23 protein-coding genes and 4 pseudogenes are annotated in these 25,335 nt (G+C 42.0%); 13 read left to right on the top strand and 14 right to left on the bottom strand.

The genetic code is table 11. The annotated features are described in order from the left end of the window. Positions 1–32: 32 nt before the first annotated feature. Positions 33–1,673 carry a SulP family inorganic anion transporter gene (locus MKZ32_RS08785; RefSeq protein ID WP_239796927.1) on the bottom strand — a complete coding sequence of 547 codons (1,641 nt, stop codon included), beginning with the start codon at positions 1,671–1,673 and terminating at the stop codon, positions 33–35. Between the two features lie 924 nt (positions 1,674–2,597). On the opposite strand from MKZ32_RS08785, the gene MKZ32_RS08780 reads away from it, so the two are divergent. Continuing rightward, positions 2,598–3,869 (top strand): OprO/OprP family phosphate-selective porin, encoded by a 1,272-nt coding sequence (locus tag MKZ32_RS08780; protein ID WP_239796926.1) that lies wholly within the window; start codon positions 2,598–2,600, stop codon positions 3,867–3,869. A gap of 243 nt (positions 3,870–4,112) precedes the next feature. Here the strand turns inward: MKZ32_RS08780 and MKZ32_RS08775 are convergent, their stop codons facing one another. The 3 genes from MKZ32_RS08775 to MKZ32_RS08765 form a co-directional block, all read right to left on the bottom strand. Then, positions 4,113–4,454 (bottom strand): PepSY domain-containing protein, encoded by a 342-nt coding sequence (locus tag MKZ32_RS08775; RefSeq protein WP_239796925.1) that lies wholly within the window; start codon positions 4,452–4,454, stop codon positions 4,113–4,115. Positions 4,455–5,441: 987 nt separating this feature from the next. Further along, the gene (locus tag MKZ32_RS08770; RefSeq protein WP_239796924.1) at positions 5,442–6,098 is read right to left on the bottom strand and encodes a DUF1345 domain-containing protein; all 657 of its coding nucleotides are present in this window, start codon (positions 6,096–6,098) and stop codon (positions 5,442–5,444) included. Between the two features lie 198 nt (positions 6,099–6,296). Next, complete coding sequence (locus tag MKZ32_RS08765; RefSeq protein WP_239796923.1) at positions 6,297–6,632, bottom strand: c-type cytochrome; 336 nt, start codon at positions 6,630–6,632, stop codon at positions 6,297–6,299. Between the two features lie 339 nt (positions 6,633–6,971). Here MKZ32_RS08765 and MKZ32_RS08760 point away from each other — a divergent pair, with 339 nt between their 5' ends. Next, positions 6,972–8,159, top strand: coding sequence for an ATP-grasp domain-containing protein (locus MKZ32_RS08760; RefSeq protein ID WP_239796922.1), 1,188 nt, complete (start codon positions 6,972–6,974; stop codon positions 8,157–8,159). Between the two features lie 198 nt (positions 8,160–8,357). On the opposite strand, the gene MKZ32_RS08755 is transcribed toward MKZ32_RS08760, so the two are convergent. Continuing rightward, positions 8,358–10,064: a lipase family protein gene (locus MKZ32_RS08755; RefSeq protein ID WP_239796921.1), complete on the bottom strand. Its 1,707-nt coding sequence runs from the start codon at positions 10,062–10,064 to the stop codon at positions 8,358–8,360. 224 nt (positions 10,065–10,288) lie between these two features. Here MKZ32_RS08755 and MKZ32_RS08750 point away from each other — a divergent pair, with 224 nt between their 5' ends. From MKZ32_RS08750 to MKZ32_RS08735, 4 genes are all read left to right on the top strand, one after another. Beyond that, complete coding sequence (locus MKZ32_RS08750; protein ID WP_239796920.1) at positions 10,289–11,350, top strand: uroporphyrinogen decarboxylase/cobalamine-independent methonine synthase family protein; 1,062 nt, start codon at positions 10,289–10,291, stop codon at positions 11,348–11,350. Then, positions 11,351–13,276, top strand: coding sequence for a hybrid sensor histidine kinase/response regulator (locus tag MKZ32_RS08745; protein WP_239796919.1), 1,926 nt, complete (start codon positions 11,351–11,353; stop codon positions 13,274–13,276). It begins immediately after the preceding gene. Positions 13,277–13,839: 563 nt separating this feature from the next. Next, a complete protein-coding gene (locus tag MKZ32_RS08740) occupies positions 13,840–14,703 on the top strand; it encodes a DMT family transporter (protein WP_239796918.1) in 864 nt (287 codons plus the stop codon). A gap of 96 nt (positions 14,704–14,799) precedes the next feature. Beyond that, complete coding sequence (locus MKZ32_RS08735) at positions 14,800–15,840, top strand: IS630 family transposase (RefSeq protein WP_239796917.1); 1,041 nt, start codon at positions 14,800–14,802, stop codon at positions 15,838–15,840. Positions 15,841–15,993: 153 nt separating this feature from the next. Here MKZ32_RS08735 and MKZ32_RS15700 read toward each other — a convergent pair. The 4 genes and pseudogenes from MKZ32_RS15700 to MKZ32_RS08720 form a co-directional block, all read right to left on the bottom strand. After that, positions 15,994–16,275 (bottom strand): annotated as a pseudogene (locus tag MKZ32_RS15700) (CAP domain-containing protein); the annotation flags it as partial. Then, positions 16,251–16,505: a CAP domain-containing protein gene (locus MKZ32_RS15695; protein WP_420887725.1), complete on the bottom strand. Its 255-nt coding sequence runs from the start codon at positions 16,503–16,505 to the stop codon at positions 16,251–16,253. The pseudogene MKZ32_RS15700 and the gene MKZ32_RS15695, both read right to left, overlap by 25 nt. Then, positions 16,447–16,812: pseudogene (locus MKZ32_RS08725) on the bottom strand (transposase); the annotation flags it as partial. The pseudogene MKZ32_RS08725 and the gene MKZ32_RS15695, both read right to left, overlap by 59 nt. A 115-nt stretch (positions 16,813–16,927) precedes the next feature. After that, positions 16,928–17,125 carry a hypothetical protein gene (locus MKZ32_RS08720; protein WP_239796915.1) on the bottom strand — a complete coding sequence of 66 codons (198 nt, stop codon included), beginning with the start codon at positions 17,123–17,125 and terminating at the stop codon, positions 16,928–16,930. A 302-nt stretch (positions 17,126–17,427) separates the two neighbouring features. Between MKZ32_RS08720 and MKZ32_RS08715 the strand changes: the two genes are divergently transcribed. The 3 genes from MKZ32_RS08715 to MKZ32_RS08705 all read left to right on the top strand — a co-directional run bounded on the left by MKZ32_RS08715 (position 17,428) and on the right by MKZ32_RS08705 (position 19,935). After that, positions 17,428–17,604, top strand: coding sequence for a hypothetical protein (locus MKZ32_RS08715; RefSeq protein WP_239796914.1), 177 nt, complete (start codon positions 17,428–17,430; stop codon positions 17,602–17,604). 507 nt (positions 17,605–18,111) lie between these two features. Next, on the top strand, positions 18,112–18,471 hold the full coding sequence (locus MKZ32_RS08710) for a DUF1428 domain-containing protein (protein ID WP_239796913.1): 360 nt from the start codon (positions 18,112–18,114) through the stop codon (positions 18,469–18,471). 615 nt (positions 18,472–19,086) lie between these two features. After that, on the top strand, positions 19,087–19,935 hold the full coding sequence (locus MKZ32_RS08705) for a GGDEF domain-containing protein (protein ID WP_239796912.1): 849 nt from the start codon (positions 19,087–19,089) through the stop codon (positions 19,933–19,935). Between the two features lies 1 nt (position 19,936). On the opposite strand, the pseudogene MKZ32_RS08700 reads toward MKZ32_RS08705, so the two are convergent. Together MKZ32_RS08700 and MKZ32_RS08695 are read right to left on the bottom strand one after the other, a co-directional pair. After that, positions 19,937–20,130, bottom strand: a pseudogene (locus MKZ32_RS08700) (helix-turn-helix domain-containing protein); the annotation flags it as partial. A 113-nt stretch (positions 20,131–20,243) separates the two neighbouring features. Next, a complete protein-coding gene (locus MKZ32_RS08695; protein WP_239796911.1) occupies positions 20,244–20,789 on the bottom strand; it encodes an EF-hand domain-containing protein in 546 nt (181 codons plus the stop codon). A gap of 381 nt (positions 20,790–21,170) precedes the next feature. Between MKZ32_RS08695 and MKZ32_RS08690 the strand changes: the two are divergent. After that, a pseudogene (locus MKZ32_RS08690) lies at positions 21,171–21,299 on the top strand (IS481 family transposase); the annotation flags it as partial. Positions 21,300–21,418: 119 nt separating this feature from the next. Here the strand turns inward: MKZ32_RS08690 and MKZ32_RS08685 are convergent. Together MKZ32_RS08685 and MKZ32_RS08680 are read right to left on the bottom strand one after the other, a co-directional pair. Further along, the gene (locus MKZ32_RS08685; RefSeq protein WP_239796910.1) at positions 21,419–21,760 is read right to left on the bottom strand and encodes a hypothetical protein; all 342 of its coding nucleotides are present in this window, start codon (positions 21,758–21,760) and stop codon (positions 21,419–21,421) included. 52 nt (positions 21,761–21,812) lie between these two features. Then, positions 21,813–22,058, bottom strand: a complete 246-nt coding sequence (locus MKZ32_RS08680; protein WP_239796909.1) for a hypothetical protein — start codon at positions 22,056–22,058, stop codon at positions 21,813–21,815. A gap of 231 nt (positions 22,059–22,289) precedes the next feature. Between MKZ32_RS08680 and MKZ32_RS08675 the strand changes: the two genes are divergently transcribed. Next, the gene (locus MKZ32_RS08675; protein ID WP_239796908.1) at positions 22,290–22,577 is read left to right on the top strand and encodes a hypothetical protein; all 288 of its coding nucleotides are present in this window, start codon (positions 22,290–22,292) and stop codon (positions 22,575–22,577) included. A gap of 269 nt (positions 22,578–22,846) precedes the next feature. Beyond that, positions 22,847–23,323 carry a CHRD domain-containing protein gene (locus MKZ32_RS08670; RefSeq protein WP_239796907.1) on the top strand — a complete coding sequence of 159 codons (477 nt, stop codon included), beginning with the start codon at positions 22,847–22,849 and terminating at the stop codon, positions 23,321–23,323. Between the two features lie 583 nt (positions 23,324–23,906). On the opposite strand, the gene MKZ32_RS08665 is transcribed toward MKZ32_RS08670, so the two are convergent. Beyond that, a complete protein-coding gene (locus tag MKZ32_RS08665; RefSeq protein ID WP_239796906.1) occupies positions 23,907–24,083 on the bottom strand; it encodes a hypothetical protein in 177 nt (58 codons plus the stop codon). 508 nt (positions 24,084–24,591) lie between these two features. Between MKZ32_RS08665 and MKZ32_RS08660 the strand changes: the two genes are divergently transcribed. After that, the gene (locus tag MKZ32_RS08660; RefSeq protein ID WP_239796905.1) at positions 24,592–24,861 is read left to right on the top strand and encodes a hypothetical protein; all 270 of its coding nucleotides are present in this window, start codon (positions 24,592–24,594) and stop codon (positions 24,859–24,861) included. Positions 24,862–25,335 lie beyond the last annotated feature (474 nt).

The raw sequence follows: 25,335 nt of genomic DNA, 5'->3' as shown, positions 1-25,335 counted from the left end.
AAAGTTACTTTACTTCGACGTCATAATTTATTTCATAGTCCCATAATCTTATTCCTTAGAGTCAGGTTACTACCTGAAGTGCTTTTATCATAGTGGTCTTTTAATATAATAAACTCTTCATGTCTCTTTAAATTTTCCTTGCCGTAAAGATCATAAATTTCAACGGAAATATTATGATTTGGAGCCGTTATTAAAAAATCATCTATTGTTTCGATAATATCAGGATCAATAATTTGGGATTTGCTGGCATCAATTGTGAGCGTACTGTTTGATTTAACATGCGAAAGAAGCTTTCTTAATAGATATTTATTTAGAAAACCAGCATCTTTGTTAAACGTTAATATATAAAACGATTTATCTTGAGTTAGAGTAATGGCCGCACGATAATTTGCCTTTATTACAAAAAATAAACCAACTACCATACCAATTGACATGCCTATTAATAAATCGGTGGTTAAAATCGCAATTATTGTAATAATAAAAGGTAATAATTGACTTAAGCCCTTCCGATAAAATTCTTTAAATAACTTAGGCTTAGCCAGTTTAAAGCCAATATGCAGCAAAATGGCCGACAGGCACCCCAGGGGGACATAATTTATGTATTTCGCGAAGAACATTACGCTAAGCAATATACATAAGCCATGAATAAAACAGGATAGCGGGGTTTTACCACCAGCGGCAATATTGCTTGCACTGCGCACAATGACAGCAGTAATCGGAAGCCCCCCAATTAGTCCACTAATAATATTGCCAACTCCTTGTGCTTTCAGTTCCCTGTTAGTCGGTGAAGTACGTTTTAAGGGATCCAGCTTATCTACTGCCTCAAGACTTAATAATGTTTCGAGGCTACCTATGATAGCTAGCGTTGCTGCAATAAGGTAAACCTGAGGATTAGTCCAAAAACTGTAATCTGGAAATGTGAAATTATTCAAAAATTCGCTGACATCATTTGATACGGGAACATTTACGATGTGAATTGCGCTGACCGCCCAATCCGGCGCCCATCGTTCAGCAGCTAAATTATAAAGAACTCCCCATATTACGGCGACTAATGGACCAGGAATTAGTTTAAAAAATTTCTGGTTTTTAAACCATGGCCTTTCCCAAATTAATAGTATAAGTAAGGCAACGGTGGTTATCAGTATGACGCCATGTGAAATGGAACTAAATGCATCAAATATCGGAAGAAAAAACTCATGCACATCTTCATTTTTATAGGCTAAAGGACCTTCAAAATTTTCATTGTATCCAGTCGCATGAGGAATTTGTTTGATTATAAGAATCAAGCCAATAGCAGCTAGCATTCCTTTGATAACAGAGGAAGGAAAAAAAGCTCCAATAATCCCCGCTTTGAGAAAGCCAGCTATCAATTGCATGATACCTGCAATAACCACTGCAACTAAAAATCCCTGGAAGCTACCTAATGTTTCAATAGCATTATAAATAATTACAGTTAATCCAGCCGCAGGGCCTGAGATGCTAAGTTGTGAACCGCTCAACCAAGCGAGTATCAGACCACCAACCATTCCTGCTATCAATCCTGCGAATAAAGGCGCTCCTGATGCAAGAGCAACGCCAAGACATAGTGGAAGCGCTACTAAAAATACTACTATACCCGCAGGTAAGTCATCTTTTAGGTGCCGAAAGTAGTACTGCAGGGATTGCGGTGTCATTTTTATCGTCTCCGAATTGTTATATTTTTAAAGTGTGACTTAATTATCTGACTCTACAGTCACTCCCTTTTCAACTGCTCGGGGCGTTTATCACAGATGATGCGCTGCACCTTACTTCTTCAGCTCAATAGTAAGCGCGCAATCTTTATCACAACTGTCCATGCGTATGGGATGTGCCACCCTCTTGGCTGCATAACGGGCACTTACCTTAGCTCACTGCCGTTAGCTCAGCTAGGTTAAGCATTCTGGTATCGAGTCTTTTTCGACCCAAACATTAACTTGAAGTTCAATCTATCAATATGGGCCGAATCTATTCAAGTTGAGAGGACTGCGTTTGTAAATGTTGTGTGGGGGATCGCTTGATTTAGTGATATGTTTATTCAACGATCCGTGCATGAAAACACAATAAAATTGAGGATGGCTTTTACAGTTAGCACCTAATGGATTTGTATGGGCGCGCCATCATTCAATTCACTATTCTTTAAGTATCTTGAGCGATTTATAATGAGAATTGTTCTCATAATAAATGAGGTAAGTGTGTATGATAACAGGCAGCTATTTCTCTTCAGGAGAGTGAGTCACGTTACAAGAGCTGCAAGCAAGATACGAAGAAACATTCTCACTGGACTGTGACCACATTAAGTAATACAGATTGGTGGTGATCTGGATTTTTTTGCGTTATTTCGGAAATACAGCACTATATGATTGTGAGGAATTTATTTTTAGCTTCTCGACCTACCGCCCATTGCTAATTTTTATTATCCAAATCATGCCAGCAAGCCCTAGGGAGACGCTGATTAATTCAAAATTTCGCGGAATTTCGCGCGTAACCAATTGATTTTTAAATGTGTTAAATTCTGAAACGCGAGTTAATCAGCGCTTCCCTAGCTTATTTTAATTGTGAAAATAAATATACATATTGTTATGAAATATCTTGTATTGGTGGTGTTTTTGGGAGTTTGCATAACTTCAGCTAATGCAGATCCTGGCAAAATTAAAGACGGTTTGGAAATTAAGACGGAAGAAGGCCGTTTTGAGATGGCAATAAGTGGACGTGTCCATTTGGATGCGCATCTGTTCAACAAGGATAATATTGATTCCGCATTCCCAGCGTTTGGTAGTCAATTACCAACTATTGAAGATCGCAGCGGCTTCAATTTACGCCGTACCTACTTAACGCTATCAGGCAAGTTTTATGGTTGGAAATATAAGTTTGAGAATGATTTTTCAGCGGGTACTTACCCTGATAGCACACGTGAAATGTGGGTTTCAACCACACTGGGACGAGGTGATCTTGTGATCGGGCAATTTAAGCCCTATCGTGGCATGGAAGAGCTAACTAGCTCCAATGAAATTACCATGATGGAACGTCCATCGACTTCATCCACTGGTATTTTTAACGCCCGGCAATTTCTGATGGGTGTGGGTTATAAAGGGATCATTGCAAACCAATTTGGCTATGCAGCGGATGTCATGAAACTGGCTCATGTGGGACTACCCCTGAAAGGTTTAACTTATGGTGGTAGAGTATTTTGGGTGCCAATTTCTGAAGAAGGTAACACTCTTCATCTGGGTCTCTCATACAGCGTGGACAATCCCGCCGCGGGATCGATTCCTGCGAACCCGGTTGCGATTTATGGCGGACGTCGCGGCATTAGAAAGTCATTTGGTACTGCCGGTATGGGCATGGAATTGTCTTACGAAAATAGTGAGACTATTTTTGCAGTAGAAACAGCCTATGCAATCGGACCGGTCACTTTGCAAGCAGAATACGCAACCGTGAAACTCGATAACACGCATTTGGTTGCTGGTGCACAGCAAGGTTCTGATTTACAGGCCTATTACTTACAGGCTAGTTGGTTTGTAACGGGTGAACAAACGGTTTATCAGAAGGACCGTGGTGCTTTCAGCAAACCAAAAAAAATTGGAAAATGGGGTGCAGTGGAAGTCGCCGCACGTTATAACTTCGTAGAGAATAAAGATCAGAGCTTGACTGCTAATCCTTGTGCTACGGGTACCTCGGAATGCCAAGTACAGTCAATTACATTAGGCGTCAATTGGTATGTAAAACCGAATGCACGTGTCATGCTGAATTACTACCTCGCTGAAGCTGATATTGGCAATGCTGGGACCGGCACCCCGGATCGCACGGACAGTCCGTCTGTCATTTCTTTCCGCACTCAATACAGTTTCTAATTTTGTTTGGACATCTTTATAAATTGTTATAAATACCGCAAGTTTAAGTGCGCCCTGATTTTTCAATACGCTACCTGATTTTTAGCTTATCGAATAAAAGAACAAGCCTTTTTGGAAGTAAATTTATTCCATGAATCATGAATAATTTCCTCTGAACTGGCACTGAACGATACTATGAATTGGTACTAGTTGAACTGGAGAGGTCGGGTGGCGTATTAATTAGCTGTGGTCCGTTCTTAAGTATTATTTTTTCTCTTCTTTTTCGCCTTCTTTTTTGTCTTTCTTGTCTTCCTCGTCTTTTATAACATCGCCAGTAATGGCATCACATATTACTTCCCAATTTTTCCCGTCTTTTCCTTGTACCTCAACTTCGAATATAAACTTATCGTCCTTTTTTTCAAATTCCGCCTCGATTACAGCGCCAGGATGTTTCTTAATGGCAGTTTTGGCACATTGAAGCATGTTGATATTGTGTTCATTATGATTGTTAATTTTTATATTTCTGGCTTCTGATCCTTGAGAATAGGCAGGTGTGACACCTAATCCAAAGGCACTTATAACAATTACATTCATTAGATTTTTCATTGTCAGTTCCTCGTGATTTAGCATAATTTTTTAAATTGTTTCCCATTTTTCAACGAAAGTAATGGACATGCTTAAGATACAAATACGCATAGTTAAATTATTTTCAGTTGTATTACTAAAGGTAGGAAACAGATAGATCATAAATTTTTATATTACAGTTATCTGTGCGTTATCGAACTCATATTTTTATTTCGTGGAATAGGTCATTCTTTTCGTAGGGAGCAGTCCATGCAATGTTGTTCACGGTAAGATGCTTGCATAAATTTGGATAAAGTTTAACAAAAGTACTTGACATTATGCTGGTTATTCACAAGGTACTAACGTACCCAGTAATGTGGAACATTTTTAAAATGCAATTGAGTGATAAAATTAAGTGATTGTTTTAATTGTTAATAATTTATGCCTATGAAATGAGCGGCGGGGCAAAACCGTATATTAAATTAATAGTTAGGCTAGTTATAGTGAAATTGCTCACATTGTTATCCACAGTATTTGTGGACAATAAAAAATACTTAATTGAGTCAGTCGGGTTAGCTCAACAATATAGAAATGTAGGGAAGAGATCCGACTAAAGTGCAATGAGTGGCTATTGACTGAGAAGTTACATGTCAATACTTTTTGAAAAACATAGAAGGCAGTCGGTAACTATAATTTGCTGCCGAATTGGCTCCCATTTTGCTGTAACTAGTGTCATGGCATAGCCACATATGTTACATATGCGGCATTTGAGCAGGCCAGAAAGCAGTGCCGGAGGGGGCGGCGCGGTGGAGTTTTGCTCGATAGTTTTATCTTTAATTGTGCCGAATCTATAAGGTGTAGTTAAGTGCTGGGCTATAAAAGTGCAAGCACCTACGAGCACGATGGAACATATAGATTGGGTCGACTGCGGCAGAGAAGTCCTTACCCGGCATAAGCCTTGCTATGGCAAAGAGGAATTTTATTCTGGACAGCAGTGATTTATAGCAGTGGTGGGCTATCTGTCTAGACTTATGATCCTACTAAGCTCGCCGCTATATTGATCGACAGGCCAAGAATGGCGACGTTGAATAAAAAGCTGAGAATCGATTGCGCCAGCACAGTCTTCCGCATCAAATGCGACATAATTGTGACATCTGATGTTTGGGCGGCAACCGCGATAGTAAATGAGAAGTAAAGGAAATCCCAGTAGTCAAGATTCTCTTCTTGATCTGGAAAACTTAGTGCCCGTCGGTCTATGGGCGACCTATAAAAAATACGTGCATAATGGAATGTGAACAGGGTTGGGACGAGGCACCAGGAGCCAAGTACGGTAATCCAGGTAAAGGCATAGTGAGCCCAGCGATGAGTGAAGGGTAAGCTCTTGATGGACGACAACTCTAGAATAATTGCAGCAATACTAACTATCGCAGCAATCGACATAATGGCCAAAATAACAACCGCGCTTTTGTCTTCTTGCTCGGCAATTTTACGAACTCTAATATGGCTTGCGCGTGTCATTAGCCATCCCATTAGACACAAATAAAACCATATCGTGACATTCCAGCCAATTAATGCCCGTGTAACAGGATTCCATTGCCAAGGAAGAGTCAGCCCAACACCGAGGCCTGCAAGTACAGCAGTAGTCAAATGAGGGTGGATACGGACAATTTTATGAATAGGGAGCATTCTCGGTTCCTAACCTATTTATTTCTTCAGCTCACATGAGGTCAATAAACGCAGTTTGGCAACTGCTTCTTTGTTTATAAAGAGTACTGGATAGTCAATGCTTCATGGATTCAGCCAGAGGGTCCGTAAAATTTAACCGTGGCTTGATATACATAAAAATCATTACATTTGGTACTAGTAACAATGCATAGATCAAGCTTATTTTGCTAAATCAGCAATAAATTTTGAAAGAAACTGGATTTCAGAATCATTTGCGCCCAAGCCTTTTGCCGGCATGGATCCAAATAACCAGCCAAACGACCCACCCATGGTAATGCTAGTAGCGATTTTGTTCGCGGCGTCTTTATCACCCTTGTATTTTTCAGAAATTGCCATAAAAGACGGACCAAAAATATTTTTGTCGATGGCGTGGCATGTACCACACTTAGCTTGGCCTTCTGCCGGCATATCTACTGCTAGTGTATAGTTTGAATTAATCAAGCCTGCCGTCGCAAACATGATTACGAAAATAGAATTTATTTTCTCTCCGTTCATAAAAATTATTGGTTAAATTACACACTGAGCATTCTAAACAAATCTATTTGGCGTATATGCTTTTCAAGAATTTCATCGGAGTGGTATTAGATACTGATGATTGGAATCATCATTGATGCGGTATCTAAATCGGTATCGAATAGTTATCGTACTTTTAGGTAGATTATGCAAAATCAAAGCAAGAATCGTTTCCGCAATCGTATAATGAATTTTAGAAGCTAAGTCTTGGCCGACGCAATCCCGCAGGAATTACACAACTCTCCGTAAATTAACAGTCCTATTGCTGCAAGGCTTTGTACAGTTTATCTTTAAAGCTTTAGAAAATTAGAACAAAATAAAATGCAAAATTTCCAAGCCTTGCTAGTGGGCGAAAATGTTGAATTAATGATAGCGGTGCCAACTTTATTGAGTAGGGCAGGTTTTGCTGTGGACGTTATAACAAATAGCTATATCTTTAAAAAACATCCATCTATAAGGAATTTTGTATTTGTAGCTAATCCTGATTACATAGCTAGAGTTGCTTCTGAAAAGAGTAAAAATAATTACTCATTAATTGTTATTGGTGACGACAACACATTAAAGAAAATCTTGAATTCAGATTTGTCAGTTGAAGAAAAAATAGAGTTACTACCCATTCAGACAATTAAAAATCTTCATCATATTTATTCTAAAATTGGGCTTTCTAAGGTGTTTCAAGAGTTCGGAGTTATTACGCCAGAATTTCGCATCGCCAAAGACAAATCCGAACTAAAGAAATCCGTTGAATCTTTAGGATATCCAGTTCTCGTCAAGATTGATGTCTCTGGCGGAGGTTTCGGTGTATTTGAATGTTTGAACAATGGTGATGTAGAAATTTTATTAAATACATTACAAACATATCCTGTTCTGTTACAAAAAAAGATTCAAGGAGTTGAGTTAGATTTGAGTAGCTTTTATCAGGAAAGCAAGTTGATACATTTTAGTTATTCGAGGATAGAGAGAGTCAATGGCAAATTTGGCGCATCTGCACTCAGAACGTATGTACAAATAGCAAATCTACAAAAAGAGATTTTTGATGAATTAGATTTATTAGGTAAGGCGCTTGGAGCAAATGGTTTTGTGAACATTGCTTGTATTCAATCAGATCACGATCAAAAAAGATATTTTATTGAAGCAGATATGAGGCCAAATGCTTGGGTGGATTTCTCAAAATATTTTGGGGATGACCCCGCTGTTCAAATCAACAATTTTTTTTTGAATAGGAATACATTACAGCATCCTTATCCGGTTAATCCCGCATATCCTGATAATATTCTCTTGCCATATTTCTCAAGAATTAAGTTATGGGAGTTGGCGATAAATCGTTATTGTGTTTGGAGGTACATACCTAATAAAGATCATCTTATAATTTTCATGTACCTCATTATCAGAAAAATTAAAACAATGGTGATTAAAGAATTTAAACCATTGATGCCTGAAAATTATTGGATAAGACTTAAATGCGTTTATCAGAAATCAAGGAATAGCATCCTTAACTTGTTAATGTAATAAATATAAATGACTTCAATTATTGGCCCTCTAAGCAGACCACGTATTTATATGAACTAGTCTCAATCTGATCTGACATTCCCCCTAAAAATTCGGTAACTGTTAGATCAGGACTTCATGTTTAGCGAGGTGAAAACGTGGAATAGCTTGCGCTACAAAAATTCTAAATAAGAAAATGCTGATTTATATTATCTGGACCTAGTCATCCATCTCTAGCTCCGCATTCCATGCCGAAATGACAAAGCGCAGGCTTCCTTTGATGCCGGGGAATGCTAGTTTATATATGCCATTTGTATCCATCGTGTAACTATCAAACGGTATTGCTACCTCTACCCTCCCTTTGTCTAGGAGCTTTACGTCCAGCACAGTTTCCGCTGCCACCATCCCGGCGCCTTGCCATGAATACTTCACCTTCCAAGTTTCGTTCTCATTGCGAGGAGGCACCATTTCGAGAATGAGCGCATTGCGGAACAGATAGCTACCTTCGTAATGCTCGTTGATCCATAAGCGATTTTCGATTTCGTAATCGGGGGCGCGAATACCAATTGTTAAGCTGTAGGCAAGCGAGCGACGTTTCGGATTTACTTTGGCACGGTTTGCCAGGAAAACGCTGGAAAGATATTGCGCTTTTTCTTTCTTCCAATTGGCATGCGGTACGCAGGCTACTGAATCCTCTTCAGCGGTGCGCCGCGACAGATACCATAGTTTGCCCCGCGGCGAAGTTAGCACTTCGATTTGATAGAGGGCATTGACGCGACGCCCGGCGTCGGCCTCTGCCTGCACCGCGATAGGTAGGCGGATATCCTCAATGTCGAGCCACAGGTCTACACGCACGTCCCCGAACAAGAAGCGCGTCAGGTTTTGGAATGCCTCTTCACTGTTGACGATGCCGAAATACCCGGAATGAGAGCGGAAGGAGAAAGCTTTTGCACAAGGCTCGCCGATTGAGCCGTCGGCATTAAGACCCATCAAGGTGGCGTTGGCAATACGCACTAAGCCGTCACTGCCGTTGCCCACAAAGGTACGTGACAGCCCTGCCGCTGTGTCGTAATCCATGCGGTTTGTGCCGACCATGCAGAATACCTTGCGCGATGCAAAGCGATCCTCTGGCATCAAGTCGACCCGTGTGTATTTAGCATAGGCTTTCTTCAGATTCAGATACTCGGTCATGCGGTCTTGGCGGTTAAAATTGTCAATGTCAAAGGCAGTCAACCACGATGGCGTGTTGATTCCCAGCAGGTCGATACCGTTATGCGGCGTTGCATAGGTGAAAAGCTTATCGACGTGTGCACACATGTTTCCGGGGTCAAGGGCCGGGTTCTGCAGAAAGGCTCGGCAAACTAAGCCGCCCATCGAATGCGCAACCAGGTAGCAGCGAAAGTCCTTCGGTGCCATACCGTTGGCGGGGTTTTTGCACACAAGTTCGCGCACACGAGCCACGAGGGTTCCCAGGCCTTGGGCGAAAGTTTCAACGCTGGGTGTATGGTTGTCCCCTAGCAATGTCGATGCCGGATCGTAGTAGCGGTAGATCACGATCGAGCGGCCTGTGAGCAAATGGTCGGTCGGTGTGCCGTCAGCAGTCATTTCCCATTCTGGGTCTACGATGTCGTAGCCATCCTCATATACGTCACTATAGCCAAAATCGGAGCCAAGGCGCACAACTGGGGATTCAAAAACGTACTTTCGAGGCTTCTGATTCTTATCGGGTACGGCGCGATAGACGGTGGAGCCCAGGTTGAAGCCGCAAAATGGGTCGGCCGTGGTCTGGTTAATCTCGTCACGCGTCATGGCATAGCCACGCACGTAGATAATAGGGAAGTACGGTGCTTTGATCACTGGCATGGTGAACCTCTCAATATGACGAATATCTTTATCTATGCTAATAACAGTAAAACCAATTTGCAAGATTAAAACTTCCTTAATTTGTTATTTGTCATTAGAAGACTTTACTGAAGAAATGTGAACTATTGGCTAGTTATCCGGTGCTACCTCCTAGAGGAACCATTATTTATCATCCACTATGTACCATATCGCACAGAGAATGTTCAATAGGCTTTGTTAGTCTTACTTCAAAGTTAGCCAATTATTGCGATGAAGATTTGTATACCTTTTCTAGGAATTCGAAAAATATGAAAATACCAACGGAACCGATTGGAAGCATACCCAGGCCTATCGAGTTAGTTGAAGCACTTCAAACAACTGAAAGCGACGATCCAGCTTTGGAACTGTTGTATCAAGAGGCTGTCCGTGACACTATCGAGCGTTTTGAAGCAACCGGTTCGCCAATGATTACGGATGGTGAACAAAGGAAATATCATAATTTTTGGACTTATTGCGTTCATGGTCTGAAGAACACTGCGCCAGATGGATTTAAAATTCCTTTTGAGGCAGGACATACACGGCGTATGCCAAGATTGACCAGCGGCCCTTTTAATTACAAAAGATACGCTGACCGTTACCTCGATTTGGCAATGCAATACGCTCATGTGCCGATCAAACAGGCTGTCATTGCTCCTTCTGCCTTAAGCCTTATGTATCCAGCCACCCCAATTCCCGATTATTCCCGTGAGCGGTTCATCGAAGACCTGCTTAATGAACACGAGACAGAGATACGTCGTTGCTTTGCAAAGGGCGCTGCCAAAGTTCAGATCGATTTTACTGAGGGTCGGTTCGCTATGAAAGTTGATCCGACGGGCGAATTACTGGCCGGTTTTATTGACCTCAATAATCTTGCGCTTGCTCGGTTTTCTCCCGAAGAAAGAAGCAAGATAGGCATTCATACCTGTCCTGGCGGCGACAAGGATTCCACTCATAGCGCGGACGTCGATTACGCCCAGCTGCTACCTAGCCTTTTTGAGTTAAATGTTGGAAATTTTTATATATCATTAGCCGGCGAGCGAAACCGCCCTTATGTGCTCGATATTATTCGCAACTATATCAAGCCTCACCAGACAATATTTGTTGGAGTAATTTCACCTATAAATCCCCGGATTGAAGCTGCTGAAGAGGTGAGGGACAGTATTCTTGAGGCTGCTAAGTATATTCCAATTGAACAACTGGGCACGACGGACGATTGTGGCTTCTCTCCTTTTTGTGACGACACATCGACAAGCCGAGATACCGCCTTTGCTAAAATTGAGATGCGTATTCGGGGCACATTGTTGGCAAGTGAGATTATCGGAGGTGTCTAGATGTTAAGTGATGAGGATGAACAAATATACGTTTCGGTGCTTGAAAATGTAAAAAGCATTGCAGCTGCGCGGAAACGTGTGGAAGATGCGTTCGGAATGAAAATAAAGGAACTTGCGGACTCTGAAGAGCGGCTGAAGATTGCTCTGGAAGAATCTGAGGGGGCGCGTGAGAGAACTACGGCTGCATTACTTTCAGCACTTATAGTTGAAAAAAAATTGGCCGAAGAGCAGGAAACGCTGGAAACGCTTAATCGCCTGGCACCAGTGCTAGCATCCAATCTTAACATGAAATCATTGGTCCAACAGGTAACGGATGAAGCGACAAAAGTTACGGGCGCTGCTTTCGGCGCTTTTTTTTATAATGTCATTAAAGATGATGGAAAAGCGTTTTTGCTCTATACGCTTTCCGGAGCACCAAAAGAAGCGTTTTCCCATATGGGAATGCCTGGAGCAACGGCAATATTCGACCCTACTTTCCAAGGGGAAGGCACCATAATATCGGACGATATTACAGCTGATCCACGCTACGGACACAATAAACCCCATGGTGGAATGCCCGCGAGCCATCTGGCAGTAAAAAGTTATTTGGCTGTGCCAGTTGTATCACGGAGAGGCGCAGTCATCGGAGGCCTTTTCTTTGGCCATCCGGATAAAGCCATTTTTGCGGACCGCGACGTACGGGTGGTAGAAGGTATTGCTGCTTTAGCTGCCGTGGGTATTGATAACGCCCGATTATATGATCAGGTCAAGCTTGGACAGAAAAAAGCGGAAGAAGCAAATAGGGCGAAAACAGACTTCTTAACTACAATGAGCCACGAGATCAGGACGCCGATGAATGCTGTTATAGGTCTTTCCAGTATTCTTTCGACGAGTTTACCTCTAACGGCAAAACAAACGGAATTTATAAAAACGCTTCAGTCCTCAGCTGATTCACTGCTTGCATTGATAAATGACTTGCTCGATATTTCCAAGATTGAGGCTCGAACCGTGGAGCTCGAAGACGTTTCATTTTCCTTTTATAAACTCGTGGAAGAAGTTGTCAGCATAATTTCGGTTCAGGCGAAGGAAAAAGGGCTTGTCTTCACCGCGGACTTCGAAAGTGTAAACAAGCTTATTTTCCGTGGTGATCCGACGAGGCTGCGCCAGATACTAAATAATCTCTGTGGTAACGCCGTCAAATTTACTGAATACGGGCAGGTATCCTTAAAGATTTTGAATGACGAGGGAGACGACCTTGGATTTTCTAAAATTTCCATTATCGTTTCGGATACTGGTATCGGTATTCCTGAGGAAAAGCTGGACCTCATCTTTGTAAAATTCGTTCAAGCGGATACGTCCATTAATCGCCGATACGGGGGCACGGGTCTGGGTTTGTCTATTACGAAAAGCCTCGTTACCGCTATGGAAGGCACGGTTTCTGTGACGAGTAAGTTGAATGCTGGCTCGGTGTTCACTGCTTGCCTGCAACTTCGTATCGCATCCGAGGATCTTGCCAATCAGAATGCTCTCATAACGCCGACCCTACATGACCCTATCTCAAGTAAAAAACCGTGCATCCTCATCATAGAGGATCATGAGGCCAATATCATGGTGGCTAGCGCATTTCTAGATAGCCTTGGGTATGATTATGACGTTGCGAGAAACGGAACAGAGGCGTTGAAAAAAATCAAAGCTCGACAATATGATGCAGCGCTCATGGATGTGCAGATGCCAGGACTGAATGGATATGAGACGACTCAATTATTCCGAAACGAAGAAAAGAATGGGGGGAAAAGAAGACTGCCTATTATTGGGGTAACCGCTCATGCAATGGCAGGAGAAAAGGAGCGCTGTCTTAGTTCGGGAATGGATGATTACATGTCGAAGCCGTTTAATCTCAAAGACTTGAGTAATAAAATTGACGCGCTTATTGGCAAGGATGAATAGGGATGCCTGTTTTTTCTGCATCAGCAGTGATAGAACAGATGCGAGATAATGTGGTAGTGCTTTAGGAAGGCAGGTATTCGAAGTGGTCGGTCAGCTGCCACAATTTGCCAAGCTTCTTTGGATTTTCATTCAATGCGAATCGGCCAAACATTTTATTTTCCTCGCCACAGTCTTTCAATCACGATGGAAATTAGGTAAAAGTCTACGCCCGTCTGTCACACTAACTCTTCATAGCTGATTGGTTTCGAAGGCAAGTGTCCAACTTCTTTGCTTATGAGTTCGTGACAGGTCTTACTCAGAGAAGGTCGTTATTTGGATTGCTCAAATAATTTCATAACTATCAGGTAAATCAATGGCGTTATGCCGATATTCGATGGACGACTATAGCTAGACCAATATTCTTTTAAATTCAATCTAAAAGACTACTTTTGCCTGAACCATTTGCACCCACGATCATACGCATCTCGACGTACAATGATTTGTTAATGGAGTCCCAGAATAATATTTCAAACGCTTCTTTCGAATTCTAAGATTTTTTTCTGCGGCCTCGTTAATAATCAACAATGAAATCTTTTTCAATTCATAGTCAAAGCATCGTATTTGGACTTCTTGGCGTAATTGGATTTAGTCTCACGCTGCCAGCTACTCGGATGGCAGTTGCAGAACTTGATCCCACATTTGTCGGTCTTGGTCGGGCAATTGTTGCCGCTGTCATAGCTGGGCTTGTGCTCGCGATTACTCGTTCACGAAAGCCTGTTGGAAATCAGTGGTACCGATTAGGCGGCATTGCAATGGGCGTTGTCATCGGTTTTCCCTTGTTTTCTACTTGGGCGATGACCACTGTACCTGCGGCTCATGGAGCCGTTGTCGTTGGCCTTATACCGTTATGTACCGCACTTTTTGGTGCATGGCTGTCCAAAGAACGCCCACGACCACTTTTTTGGGCGTCAACGATAGTGGGCAGCCTAACAATTGTATTTTTTTCACTGTCCACCGGTGATTATTCATTTCAAACAGGAGACTTTTTGCTTCTAGGTGCGGTGATCGCAGCAGGTTTTGGCTATGCCGAAGGTGCTCGGCTTTCAAAGGAACTAGGCGCATGGCAAACGATTAGTTGGGCGCTTGTTTTATCGGCCCCGATACTGCTATACCCTGTCTTTAAAACCATGCCACATAGCCTGTCCAATGTCAGTTGGCAAAGTTTAACGGGATTTATCTATGTCAGTGTGGTGAGTATGTTCTTGGCATTTGTAGTCTGGTACAAAGGCCTCGCTCTCGGCGGAATAGCGCGTATCGGTCAACTTCAACTTATTCAACCATTCTTAACAATTTTTGCAGCTTTGATACTGTTAGATGAACCACTTTCGTGGCAGGAACTGCTTGCTGCAATGATTGTAATCGCGTGTGTGCTAATTGGTAGAAAATAGGGGGCATCGCGAACCATACTGTTCCCAAGTCGCTCCCGTTATAGACCCGGCACGATTTATAAATGAATTTTTATTGGTTTTCGATGTCTATGGAGTATGGAAAAAGAAGATGCCCGCAAGCAGTCGCGAGAAGTACTGCATGAACGACGCAAGCAAGTCATACGTATGCACCGCAAAGGTGTGGCGGTGATGGAGATCGTGGTGCAAACGGGACTGAGCTGGACGGCAGTCAATACGGCGCTGCGGTTGTATAAGGCTGAAGGTTCGGGGGCACTCAAGCCCGGCGTTCGGGGTAAAAAACCTGGCAGTGGACGTCGCTTGACGGTTAGCCAAGAGCTGGCGATTCAACAAACCATCTGCGACAGACGCCCCGAACAACTCAAGATGGATTTTGCGCTATGGAGCAGGCCCGCTGTGCGCCAGCACATTGAGCTGGCGCACGGTATCAAGCTGTCTATTCGGGCAGTAGGCAACTACTTGGCACGTTGGGGTTTTACACCACAAAAACCCATTAAAAAAGCATACGAGCAGCGGCCTGAAGCCGTCCAGGCTTGGCTTGATGAACAATATCCGGCCATTGAAGCCAGAGCAAAAACAGAAGGTGCGGAAATTCACTGGGGCGACGAGACGGCGCTAGTCAACACGGATGTCAGAGGCAGGAGCTATGCGCCGGTGGGCAAGACACCTGTGACGTTCGCAGTAGGCGGCACGCGCCACAAGCTATCGATGATTGCGACGGTAACCAATCAGGGTAAAACGCGCTGGATGATTATTGATGAGGCATTTAACTCCGACAAGCTCATTGAATTTCTGGAGGCGCTCATCAAGGATACAGACCGCAAGGTGTTTCTGATACTGGACAACTTGAGAGTTCATCACAGCAAACCTGTAAAGGCTTGGGCTGCCGAGAACGCACAGAAAATCGAGTTGTTCTACTTGCCCAGCTACAGCCCTGAACTCAACCCCGAAGAAAGACTGAATGCGGATCTCAAGCACGTCATCACTTCAAAGGTGCCAGTGCGCACCAAGGCAAAACTCAGAGCTGCTGCGACTGATCACATGACCATGCTTAAGCAAAACCCCGAACGCGTGCGCCGTTATTTCCGCGACCCAAAAGTCGCCTACGCGGCTTCATGAATAATTCGTGCCGGATCAATAGGTAGTTAATTCACAATAAACTTCCTTGAGCGATTTCATGCGATTTGCCACCTAGCCGGATTACGATGATTGCAACAGAGCGATGAAATAAGCTTTGCAAAAGAAAATAAGTGCCAGCCGATAGCCAGTTTTCTAGACATCAGTTCTGAGCAATACGCGCGTGCCCAAAAGAAAATTTAAGTTTAAGGGCTTTCGGCCTATCCAATTTCCAGCCGCTTGGTACTGGCACACCCATACTTGTTCCTGAGTGTCTTCGCACGCTGCAATCCCACAACCAACTGTCGTGGTGCTGCGCCAGACTACCTGAGTGTAATGCCCACATGTCTTCCCTGATTTGCAGCGATTGTTGACGTAGTCGAAATTCATCTTTTCGCTAGCCCAACTATTCACTACTTTTTCAGGTGACACTTTTTGTAATTCCTGGTTACCGTCAGATGACTTCCTCGCACTGGCCCAGAATAGTTTCTCACCGTATTCACCCTGGGTTTACTATGTTGCACTCGGCAGTGATTGGTATGCTTCAAATTGTCTGCCCAAGCTTGCGCTTTCACTGCTAAGACTGGCGAGTAACCAAGTTTCTCAGTGACTCCTACTTCCGCACGCCACTTGTTGTGTATAGCGATAATGGCTGATCTGCACTTCACCTTCCAGCTTAAGCCGATTGGCGACTTGTTCTGGGCTGAGGTCTTTTCGGATTAACCTCTCGACTTCCGCCCAGCTGTCCGATGAGAATTGCTTGCCATTGATACAGGCTTGCCGGCGCTCATCACGTAACGATTGCGCTTGTTTTGGCCGCCAGCCGCGTTGGCCTTTGTTTCGCCTAAACTCTCGTGAAATCGTCGATTTGTCCACGCCTATCTTTTGGGCAATCCGAGTTTGATCCAAACCCGCTTGTTTCAATCCGTAAATCTGATATCGTTGCCCGCTGGTGAGCTGCTTATATTTCTTCATCTGTGCTCCTTTTACTTGGTCGTTTAAGTGGCTCCGATATTAACGCAGCTCGCCACCTAAGTTCACTTACAAAAGTTGCACTTCAGAGTTGAATCCGCCAATGTTAATTGGACATTTATTCAAACAATTTTTTAAAGCTTATCCAAGAAAACCACTCAGTTGTCATCGCAATGACTATTAATAAGAATAATACCGTTCCAATAAATATAGCCCCTATCATTTTAAAATCTAAGGTCTTAACAACACTGTTTGTTTTTTCGCTTTCTTGCATTAGTCCATTGATCACTTTAGGATTGTTCTTTATATCTGCCATATTTACTCCGTTAATTAAGTAACCTTACAAAAATAATATCTTCAAGGTTCGATCTTAGTTCATCGTAAGAATTCTATTCTGTACGACAGCTAACACAGAGGAGATGGTTACAGATGGAACGTTGCTCTCGCAGCATCAGGCATACAACAGCCTTGGGAGATACGCACGGGTGGAGACTTAATTTCACTAAGATAAGAATGAGCTGATGCTTGCTGAGGAAAGTGAGATTGTGTTAGTTATCGCACATATTTCTCTATTGGATTTTGATAAAGTTTAACTTCGATTTATTCAAGGAGAATAAAATGACATATCGATCCACTGCCCATGCAATCATGGAATTGTCCAAGGAAATAGAAAAATTTGCCGCAGAAGATAACATTGAAATGTTTCCTTGGAGGGATGAGATAAGTTTAGATCTAGGAGCTCTCGGTCAGTATATGATAGACCGAAAAGAAGAGTTAGGTTTTGAAGGACTTTAGGAGAACTTGCCGCGCCAGCAGGAAAAAGGGCAATAGAAGTAGCAAGGAACAACAGGAAAGCAAATCAAACTAGTAAATCCACCTCTGGAAAGGTGGAGGGATCCATGGGTCGCAAATAAGCAACGATTCTAATAGCCACATTTCTCATCTTTATCCCTTAATGGTTGCTGGGCAGTAATCCACGGGAAGCAGCCAAGGTAATAAGTAATGAAGGATCATCTTCTTTTTCGATAAAGGCAGAATCCATGAGCAGCATGTTAGCGCTGGTCAAATAGGCCCCAAAAATCGCTAATCGATAGACAATCAAAAGGCAGTAAAACTGTCTCTATATTTTTTTTAAAAAGCAAAGCCAGCAATTGGTAGTCTGGCTCAGAGCGCGCATAAAAATGTGGAGCGACTTAATTTAGAAACTAGCAGACACTATATGCAAAGTTACCTCTAATGTTGTTAGGTACGGTCGTGGTTCCATGTTGAATACTTAAATATCTATTTCTCAAGGAGAATGCAATGGCTTATGTAGATGGTTTCGTTCTGCCGCTTCCAACAAAGAATGTAGAAGCTTATCGTGAAATGGCGAGCAAATGCGGCGCAATATGGCGGGAGCATGGTGCACTGCAATTTTGTGAGTGTATTGCTGATGACGTAAAGCCTGGGAAACTTACATCGTTTCCTCAAAGCGTCAATCTTGAAACCGAAGAAACAGTCATATTTTCGTGGATCGTGTATGAATCGCGTGCTCACCGCGACGAGGTAAACGACAAAGTAATGAAGGATCCTCGGATGGCCGACATGATGAAACCAGAGGCTTCACCCTTTGATGGAAAGCGAATGATTTACGGTGGTTTCGAGGTATTGGTTGATCTTTAAAACATGTGAGTAGAGCTGCAAAGATTTATATTTGGCCGAGACCAGCGAAAGGCGACACCAGATACCACTTGCTGAGCGCCAGACAAGCTCAAAGAACTTTCGGCCTGTATTGGAAGGCCTTTTAAAAAAGCGTAGTACCCATGAAGGGAAAGTTACAACAGATGGGGGTGGAAATGATCCAGCTCTTTATAACGTCATCTTTGAATATTAATTCAAGATATACCACTACTGCTCGTTTGAGAATCAAGTAGGTCTATTTCCACTTGATTGGTGCGTTGTTTGCATGTAATTGCCATAATCGGGGTGATTGTAGGACTATGTGGCTTGTGCAAGTCATCATACCCACTACGTTGTGACCGAGGAATACCTAGCTGCCATTCATAGGCCATTTATTTAGATAAACGTCTCTTGCAATATTTAACGGCTCTATATTTGGCTCTCTGACCGGGACAAATTTGGAAAATGGAAGTTATTGATTCTGTCTTCCTCTTTACGCACCATATCACTAAAGAAACTGCCCCTTAATTTTATAGGCACTTATTTGTATCTTGTGCACTAGTGAAGATATTTTAGGGTAGGACGATCATCAACAGTTATCCTGAAAGGATAAATCTCATGAAATTCAATAAAAATGTCCAAGTTAAACTTGGACAATTACTAAAGCCATCTAAAGTTGTTACCTCTTTGTCTAAAACTCTAGTTCATAGCGAGCAAATAAAAGATGTTGTGGCGGGGTGTGCCGAAGAATTATCGTCCGCCAACGTTGCCCTCAAGCAAGAACTTGCAGATCAAGATCAGTCCTTAGGAGTTGAAAAAGCCCTTGAAATAAGTGAAGAAGTTGAAATAAAAGTGCTAGATGCAGTTAAGCAGTTGACAGCAGTAAATAATGCGCTAGTGGGTGAAATCGTGGAACGAGAGAGGCTAGAGCATCAGTTAGCCTCAGTTAAAGTGCAAGAGCAATCGGCCCGCCATGCTGCGTTTCATGACCCATTAACTGGACTTCCCAATCGGGTATTTTTCAATGACAGACTTGAATATGGTCTGACGCAAGCAAATCGACATGGCTGGAATCTGGCAGTCATGTTTGTGGATCTGGATAAATTTAAAAATATTAATGATCGGTATGGGCACGATGCAGGAGATGCTGTGTTGCAGACCATCTCGCAGCGACTCCAGGAGACGACTCGTGTTGACGACACAGTTAGCCGCCACGGCGGTGATGAATTTTTGTACTTGCTGATGGAGATTAACAACATTCGAGACGCTACGTTGGTCGCAAAAAAAATTATTAAAGCTATTCAAAAACCATGCAACATAGGTACATGCGACCTCGTAATAAGGGCAAGCATTGGAATTTCAATTTTCCCAAAAAATGGCAAATCTGCAGATGACTTGATTAAGAGCGCGGACAAAGCAATGTACCAAGCTAAACGGCTTAAATCCGGATATGCAATTGCTCACTGATCTTAAAATTCGGCACACGGCGCTCGCGATCGATGAGTCCTTCTAAACCATCGGTTTCAACGAGTTCTTGATAACGATAAAAAGTGTCTCTCGACACGCACATAATCTTGCAGCTTTAGAGACGTTTTGAAATTCTGAAACAAGATCGAGCAATCCTGCTTTATGTTTAATGATTGAGTTGCTAGTATGAAACATGAGCGTTACCTTTTTTTAAGTTTGATGACGGATTCGACATCCATATCAAACCCGGTAACGCTCATTTTTACAAGTGCATTGTCAAATCAGATTGAGACTAGTCAACTTATAAGTTAATATCCTGATCCACTCGATTCTCGCCATGAGCCAGCGCTCCTTGTTCCCGAACCTTCAGATGAGCGTGAGCTTGGGTTCCCTGACCTTGAGCCTCCTGTTTGGCCAGAACCAGTAGCTTCATTCCGTCGAGACTCAGAACTGGCTGCAGGTCCATCAGTGGAGTCTGCTCCACCAGCTTCTCCACCCGAAACGCCAGACCCAAGGTATTCTCCCTTCTCAGAGAGCGACCTTCCCTGCGAATTAGGTGAGCGGTTCCGCGAATTGCTATCTGGACTACGCACACCATCTGTCATGTTCTTATACCCCACTTTCATTTCTTTAGAAGTAATTTCTCCATCCGCATTGCTATCTAATTGTTGAAATTTCTTTGCACCAAAGTTATTAAATTCGTCACGGGTGACTTTACCGTCTGAATTGGTATCCATAGCTTTAAACAATTGATTCTGCATATTTCCTTGAGAGGAATCAGAGTCTGCGTGAGCTAACGTTGTACTTAATACAAAACAGGAAGTAATAGCGAGGTAATTAAAGGATTTTTTCATTTGTAACTCCATTTGTAGTCTTGCGAAAAATTGCTTAATTGACATAAGGTTAAGAGTTTTACCAAGATATTATTGGCTTACTCTAATATAAGCTTAACAAGGCTATTAAGTATGGTCTGTGCGATATGGAACATATTAGCGTTTACATGAGGCACATACTTTCCGGGGCTAAATCAATTTTGTCTTTGCATCGACTCAATCGCTGATGTTATAGCCATTGCCAGTCAGCTTCGTGCGTCTGGCATTGAAGTTTCGAAAGCAAAGTTTTACTTCGAGTACGCTTCCGACTATTGGGCAAACCTTCTTTACTGACCTTGATGGCGTTCTTCTATAAGTCACTAACTACTTTTAAGAACGTCGAAACCTCAGGCGTCACCATAGACTAACGGGATATGCGAGCGCTTCCACCAAACCATTTTGCAGGAATTTTACCAAGTCACATTCCGAAAAAAACTTTATGCCAATGTGGAAACCTTGCGGAAAGATCTAGACCAATGGCTCAATTATTTTAAGTTGGGATGACGGATTCAATACCCCTATTAAACTCGGTAATGCTCGAACCTCCGACAACCGGAATCACAAGACACATTCAGATATTTTGTTTTATATCAATTAATTATAAGTGATTGTTAGACAGCTACAAAAAGCACGATACTGCAGAGTGCCGTTTTTGGCATGGTTACGTTTTGGCTACGGCATATTTCACAGACACGAATCAATTTCGGTGAAGTTCTAAGACTTGTTTTGGTTGCGGCTTTCTTGCTCGGTACTACTGGCTTGCTAGGTACTGCTTGCTTTGGTTTGTTCTCTATTTCAGTAGCCAATGAAGAGTTAACTACAGTAGAGGCCGTATCCATCGCTTCAATCAGCGCTTTGACCTCTGACATAAATTCAGTAGGCTCTAGCCGTTCATAGCTACGTTGCTTATCCTTGAGTGGTCGCAAGAAGCCTTCATGTTTCAGCACAGCCAAGAGAAATGCAGGAGTGTTTATTGATCTGCCCTTAAAGAGAACCGCTTTAGGATTATATTAGCTTTGGTACAGCGTATTGGGCACATATAGCAAGCAGAACGGTATCAATTCCTTCGGTTTTAGGAATGAAGATGCTAATCCCAAAGTCGCCTCCAAGAATAAATACCATCTCATAGCAGGACGGATGCTCCGCAGAAATTTCGGCGGAAGGCACAAAATCTGGATTACCAAACTGAATTTCTGGTTCGAAATAGTTGTGCAATATTGGACAGCCACACTCTGATTCCAGTTGAGCCACTGTGTCTCCTGCTTCAATTACTATCATGTATCCCAGCATGTCGGCATCGTAGGGATCATTTGAGCCCTCGCATAATTAGCAATGTTCTTTGCAGCAGTGGGATTGCGTAAAATAATCATAGTTTCTCCATATTTTGGACGTAAAAAAGCCCGCTTATGTGCAGGCAGGGTTAATGGGTGATGCAGATTAAACCGGAGTGACTAAATGTAGAGTGGTTTCAGGAGTGGATGGTTGGCAGTTACGGATGGTTATTTAATTCTATCCTTTTTGTATTTTTGCGAAATGAAGAAGAGGACAGCTGCAGTAAGTAATATCAGCATTATTTTTAGGGCCAATGATAGAGCTGTGGCCCATACAGATAAAGCACCAAGTTTGATGGGGCTTACGGCTATTGCAGCGATTATTAAGGATTTCCAAATCATATTTGCTCCTATTTATAAATTATTTGAGTTTAATGCAGAAAATGAAAAAACGCCCAGGGTCATACTGACCGAGGGCGCTTGGAGGGAAGGGAACTAAGTTACGACATTTTCAAATTATCGAGGTATAAGTGAATATTAGATATATTGAGTTCGTACAATGACCGCAACACGCTAGAAGGGTTAAGGTGATGGGATGGAGAAATAAGAAAAGCATTACAAGCAGTTGAATGCTGAAAGACGTTTACTTCTATAAAGTGCTCTAACGCACAGATTAATTTATTTGCAAAAACAATAATCCGAATGAAGATGACTGGGTATCGGATTTAAGGTTTAGCTTTTCTTCAAAATCGTTAATTGTTTAATCTTATGGAGGTAAATCATGAATATATTATTTGTAATAAGAAACGATCTTTAATTATTACTAGTCTGATAGCAAGTATTTATATTGGAGGTATGAACCTTGCATTAGCTACTGGAGTAAACGTTATTTTAAGCGGAGAAGAAGAGGTACCACCGGTAACAACTTCCGCGATCGGAGAGTCCAATATAAAAGTTGAAAGCGATACTTCAATTAGTGGAGCGATAAGTACTACAGGAATTGATGGTACAACTGCTCATATTCATGAAGCTCCAGTAGGAAAAAATGGGCCTGTTATTGTCACTCTCAAGAAAGTTTCTGATAAAATTTGGGAAATACCGTCTGGTACACGATTAACTCAAGGACAATTTGCTAATTTCAAAGCGGGTAATCTTTATCTAAATGTTCATAGTGCGGTTCACAAGAGCGGAGAAATTCGCGGTCAAATAACTGAAAATAAACTAAGCCATAATTTTAAAAAATAGTCTGAATATGTCGAAGAGATTAAGTTCGTTATATCTATAAGGAGTTAATAATGTCAGATAACTTTCCAAGTGCTCACTCGATTCCTGATCCACGGATAGCTCCCGATCAACGAATTCCACCTATATCGGATCCCCTTATTGAATCCCCCCACCTTATGACCCAAACCCCTCTCCTGCAAACCTATAGAGGATTCTCCCATCGAATAGCTGAAAAACGCTTACATCGAGCCATCTTAAACAGTCTATAGTTGCATGCGGATTGATCGCTCATAAGTGAGACTTTCACTATTACACTAATATTTTTTTTGACAGCACTCTAATGCCATAAAGAAAAAGAAGCTTATTCGTAGTCGTGAAATGCGGGACACCCTAGGATTATAATTAAAATTATCCCTACTTTAGTAACCTAGTATGTGGGCTATGTTTATATTCCATGGTAACCAGATTTCCAGAAACTGATCAATCCTACGCTCACTTTGTTGCTCCTCAATAGCGCTTTTTCTATCAATACGATTCAAGTCTGAAGTTTCCATTTGAGTAGACACCGTTAAAGAACGAAATTGTTAAGCACATACTTTTAGTTCTATCGTTTAGTACTGCCAGTCAACCATGGTAGAAATTCTGGATCCCAAAAATAAACCACTAGGGCGGCTATTCCTAATGCTACTGCTATCGCGATGAGAAACTTTTTCGTTGTATAAGGTGCATCCACTACAGCTACGGTTTTTAAGTTTTGAGTATTAGCATCTTTAGGTAACATATCAATCTCCAATTGCTTTTAATTAGAATAATAAATCTTCATTTGCACAATTCTTAAAGAATATTAATTCATCCTAAAACATCATTCTGTACGACAACGAACATTATGGAGAATGACAAACATGACTTTTCTTCCATTTAACCAAGAATAAGAAAATGAGAAACAAATAATCCGCATATGTTATTAAGGAGAAACACTAGGGATAATGAGGGTATGACTTAGATTAAAAAATTAATTTAAAACTTCTTGGGAGCTACAGAGTGAACGAAAAATTTATTATTAAGAAGTGAGTCCCGTAAGTGATTTTTCAGCTACTTATTCGATGAAAGTATAAGTGCAGCGTTAAGTGGACTTTCAGTGTGCTGAACAATACATAATTAAATAATCATTCCTCGTAGTATTCATTTCATTCTCCACTAGAACTTGGAGATATAAATCCCTTAGGCTTTATTACATATTATTATTAAGTTTAGGGGCAAATTTGAATAATTTACTTAGGAATCTAATCATGACTACGGGAAAAAATAGTAATAACAGTAACGATCAGGATAAGACAGCAACTTCAGGTAATAAAACAACTTCCGGAAAAGATACAAAAACTACCAGCTCACAGGGCAGTGGTAGTTCATCTTCTAGCAAGAGCGGAGCAGCGGGAGATCATGACACGGGAAGTAGTCAGAGCAGTAAGGGTAAGGAAGGATCTACTTCCACTTCGACGCGTGGTGGAACACACGAGCAGCATGTTGAAGCGGGTCGACAAAGTCACAAAAATAGCTAGTTGTTAATGCAGTGCATAAATGGAGTGGGATGTACTTCCACTCTATCTATATATCGTGGTTCTGCAATATATCCTCAGATACTTGTACAAAATTGCCTGCCCCTTGTTAAGGTGTGAAAAGTAGGAAATTTTCATGATTTTGTATGACTATCCACATATTAAAACTTGATGGGTCTCAAATCATAAGGTGTAATGAAAAAAGTCAATACTAGTTTAGGAATAGTCACCACTTTGATATTTGGCACATCTCTAATTTACGCTACTAATTAAGGCAGCGAAAGTACGACGAAACGGAATACAACGCCAAACAACATGTAAAACTTATGAAAGGAATGGAGACAGTCAAGTTCCTGTGAAATCAGCAAAAGTTTTAAAACAAGGCAGATTAAAAACGAAAGAAATGACTCACCAAAGCGAAAGGAAAGTTGATGGCGCATAGATGGAGTAAAAGTGAGTTGCAACCACCTATTTTGG

The organism is Candidatus Nitrotoga arctica (assembly GCF_918378365.1).
Taxonomy (GTDB): domain Bacteria; phylum Pseudomonadota; class Gammaproteobacteria; order Burkholderiales; family Gallionellaceae; genus Nitrotoga; species Nitrotoga arctica.
The sequence above is the reverse complement of the archived record's forward strand: the minus strand, read 5'-3'. Positions and strand labels throughout refer to the sequence as shown.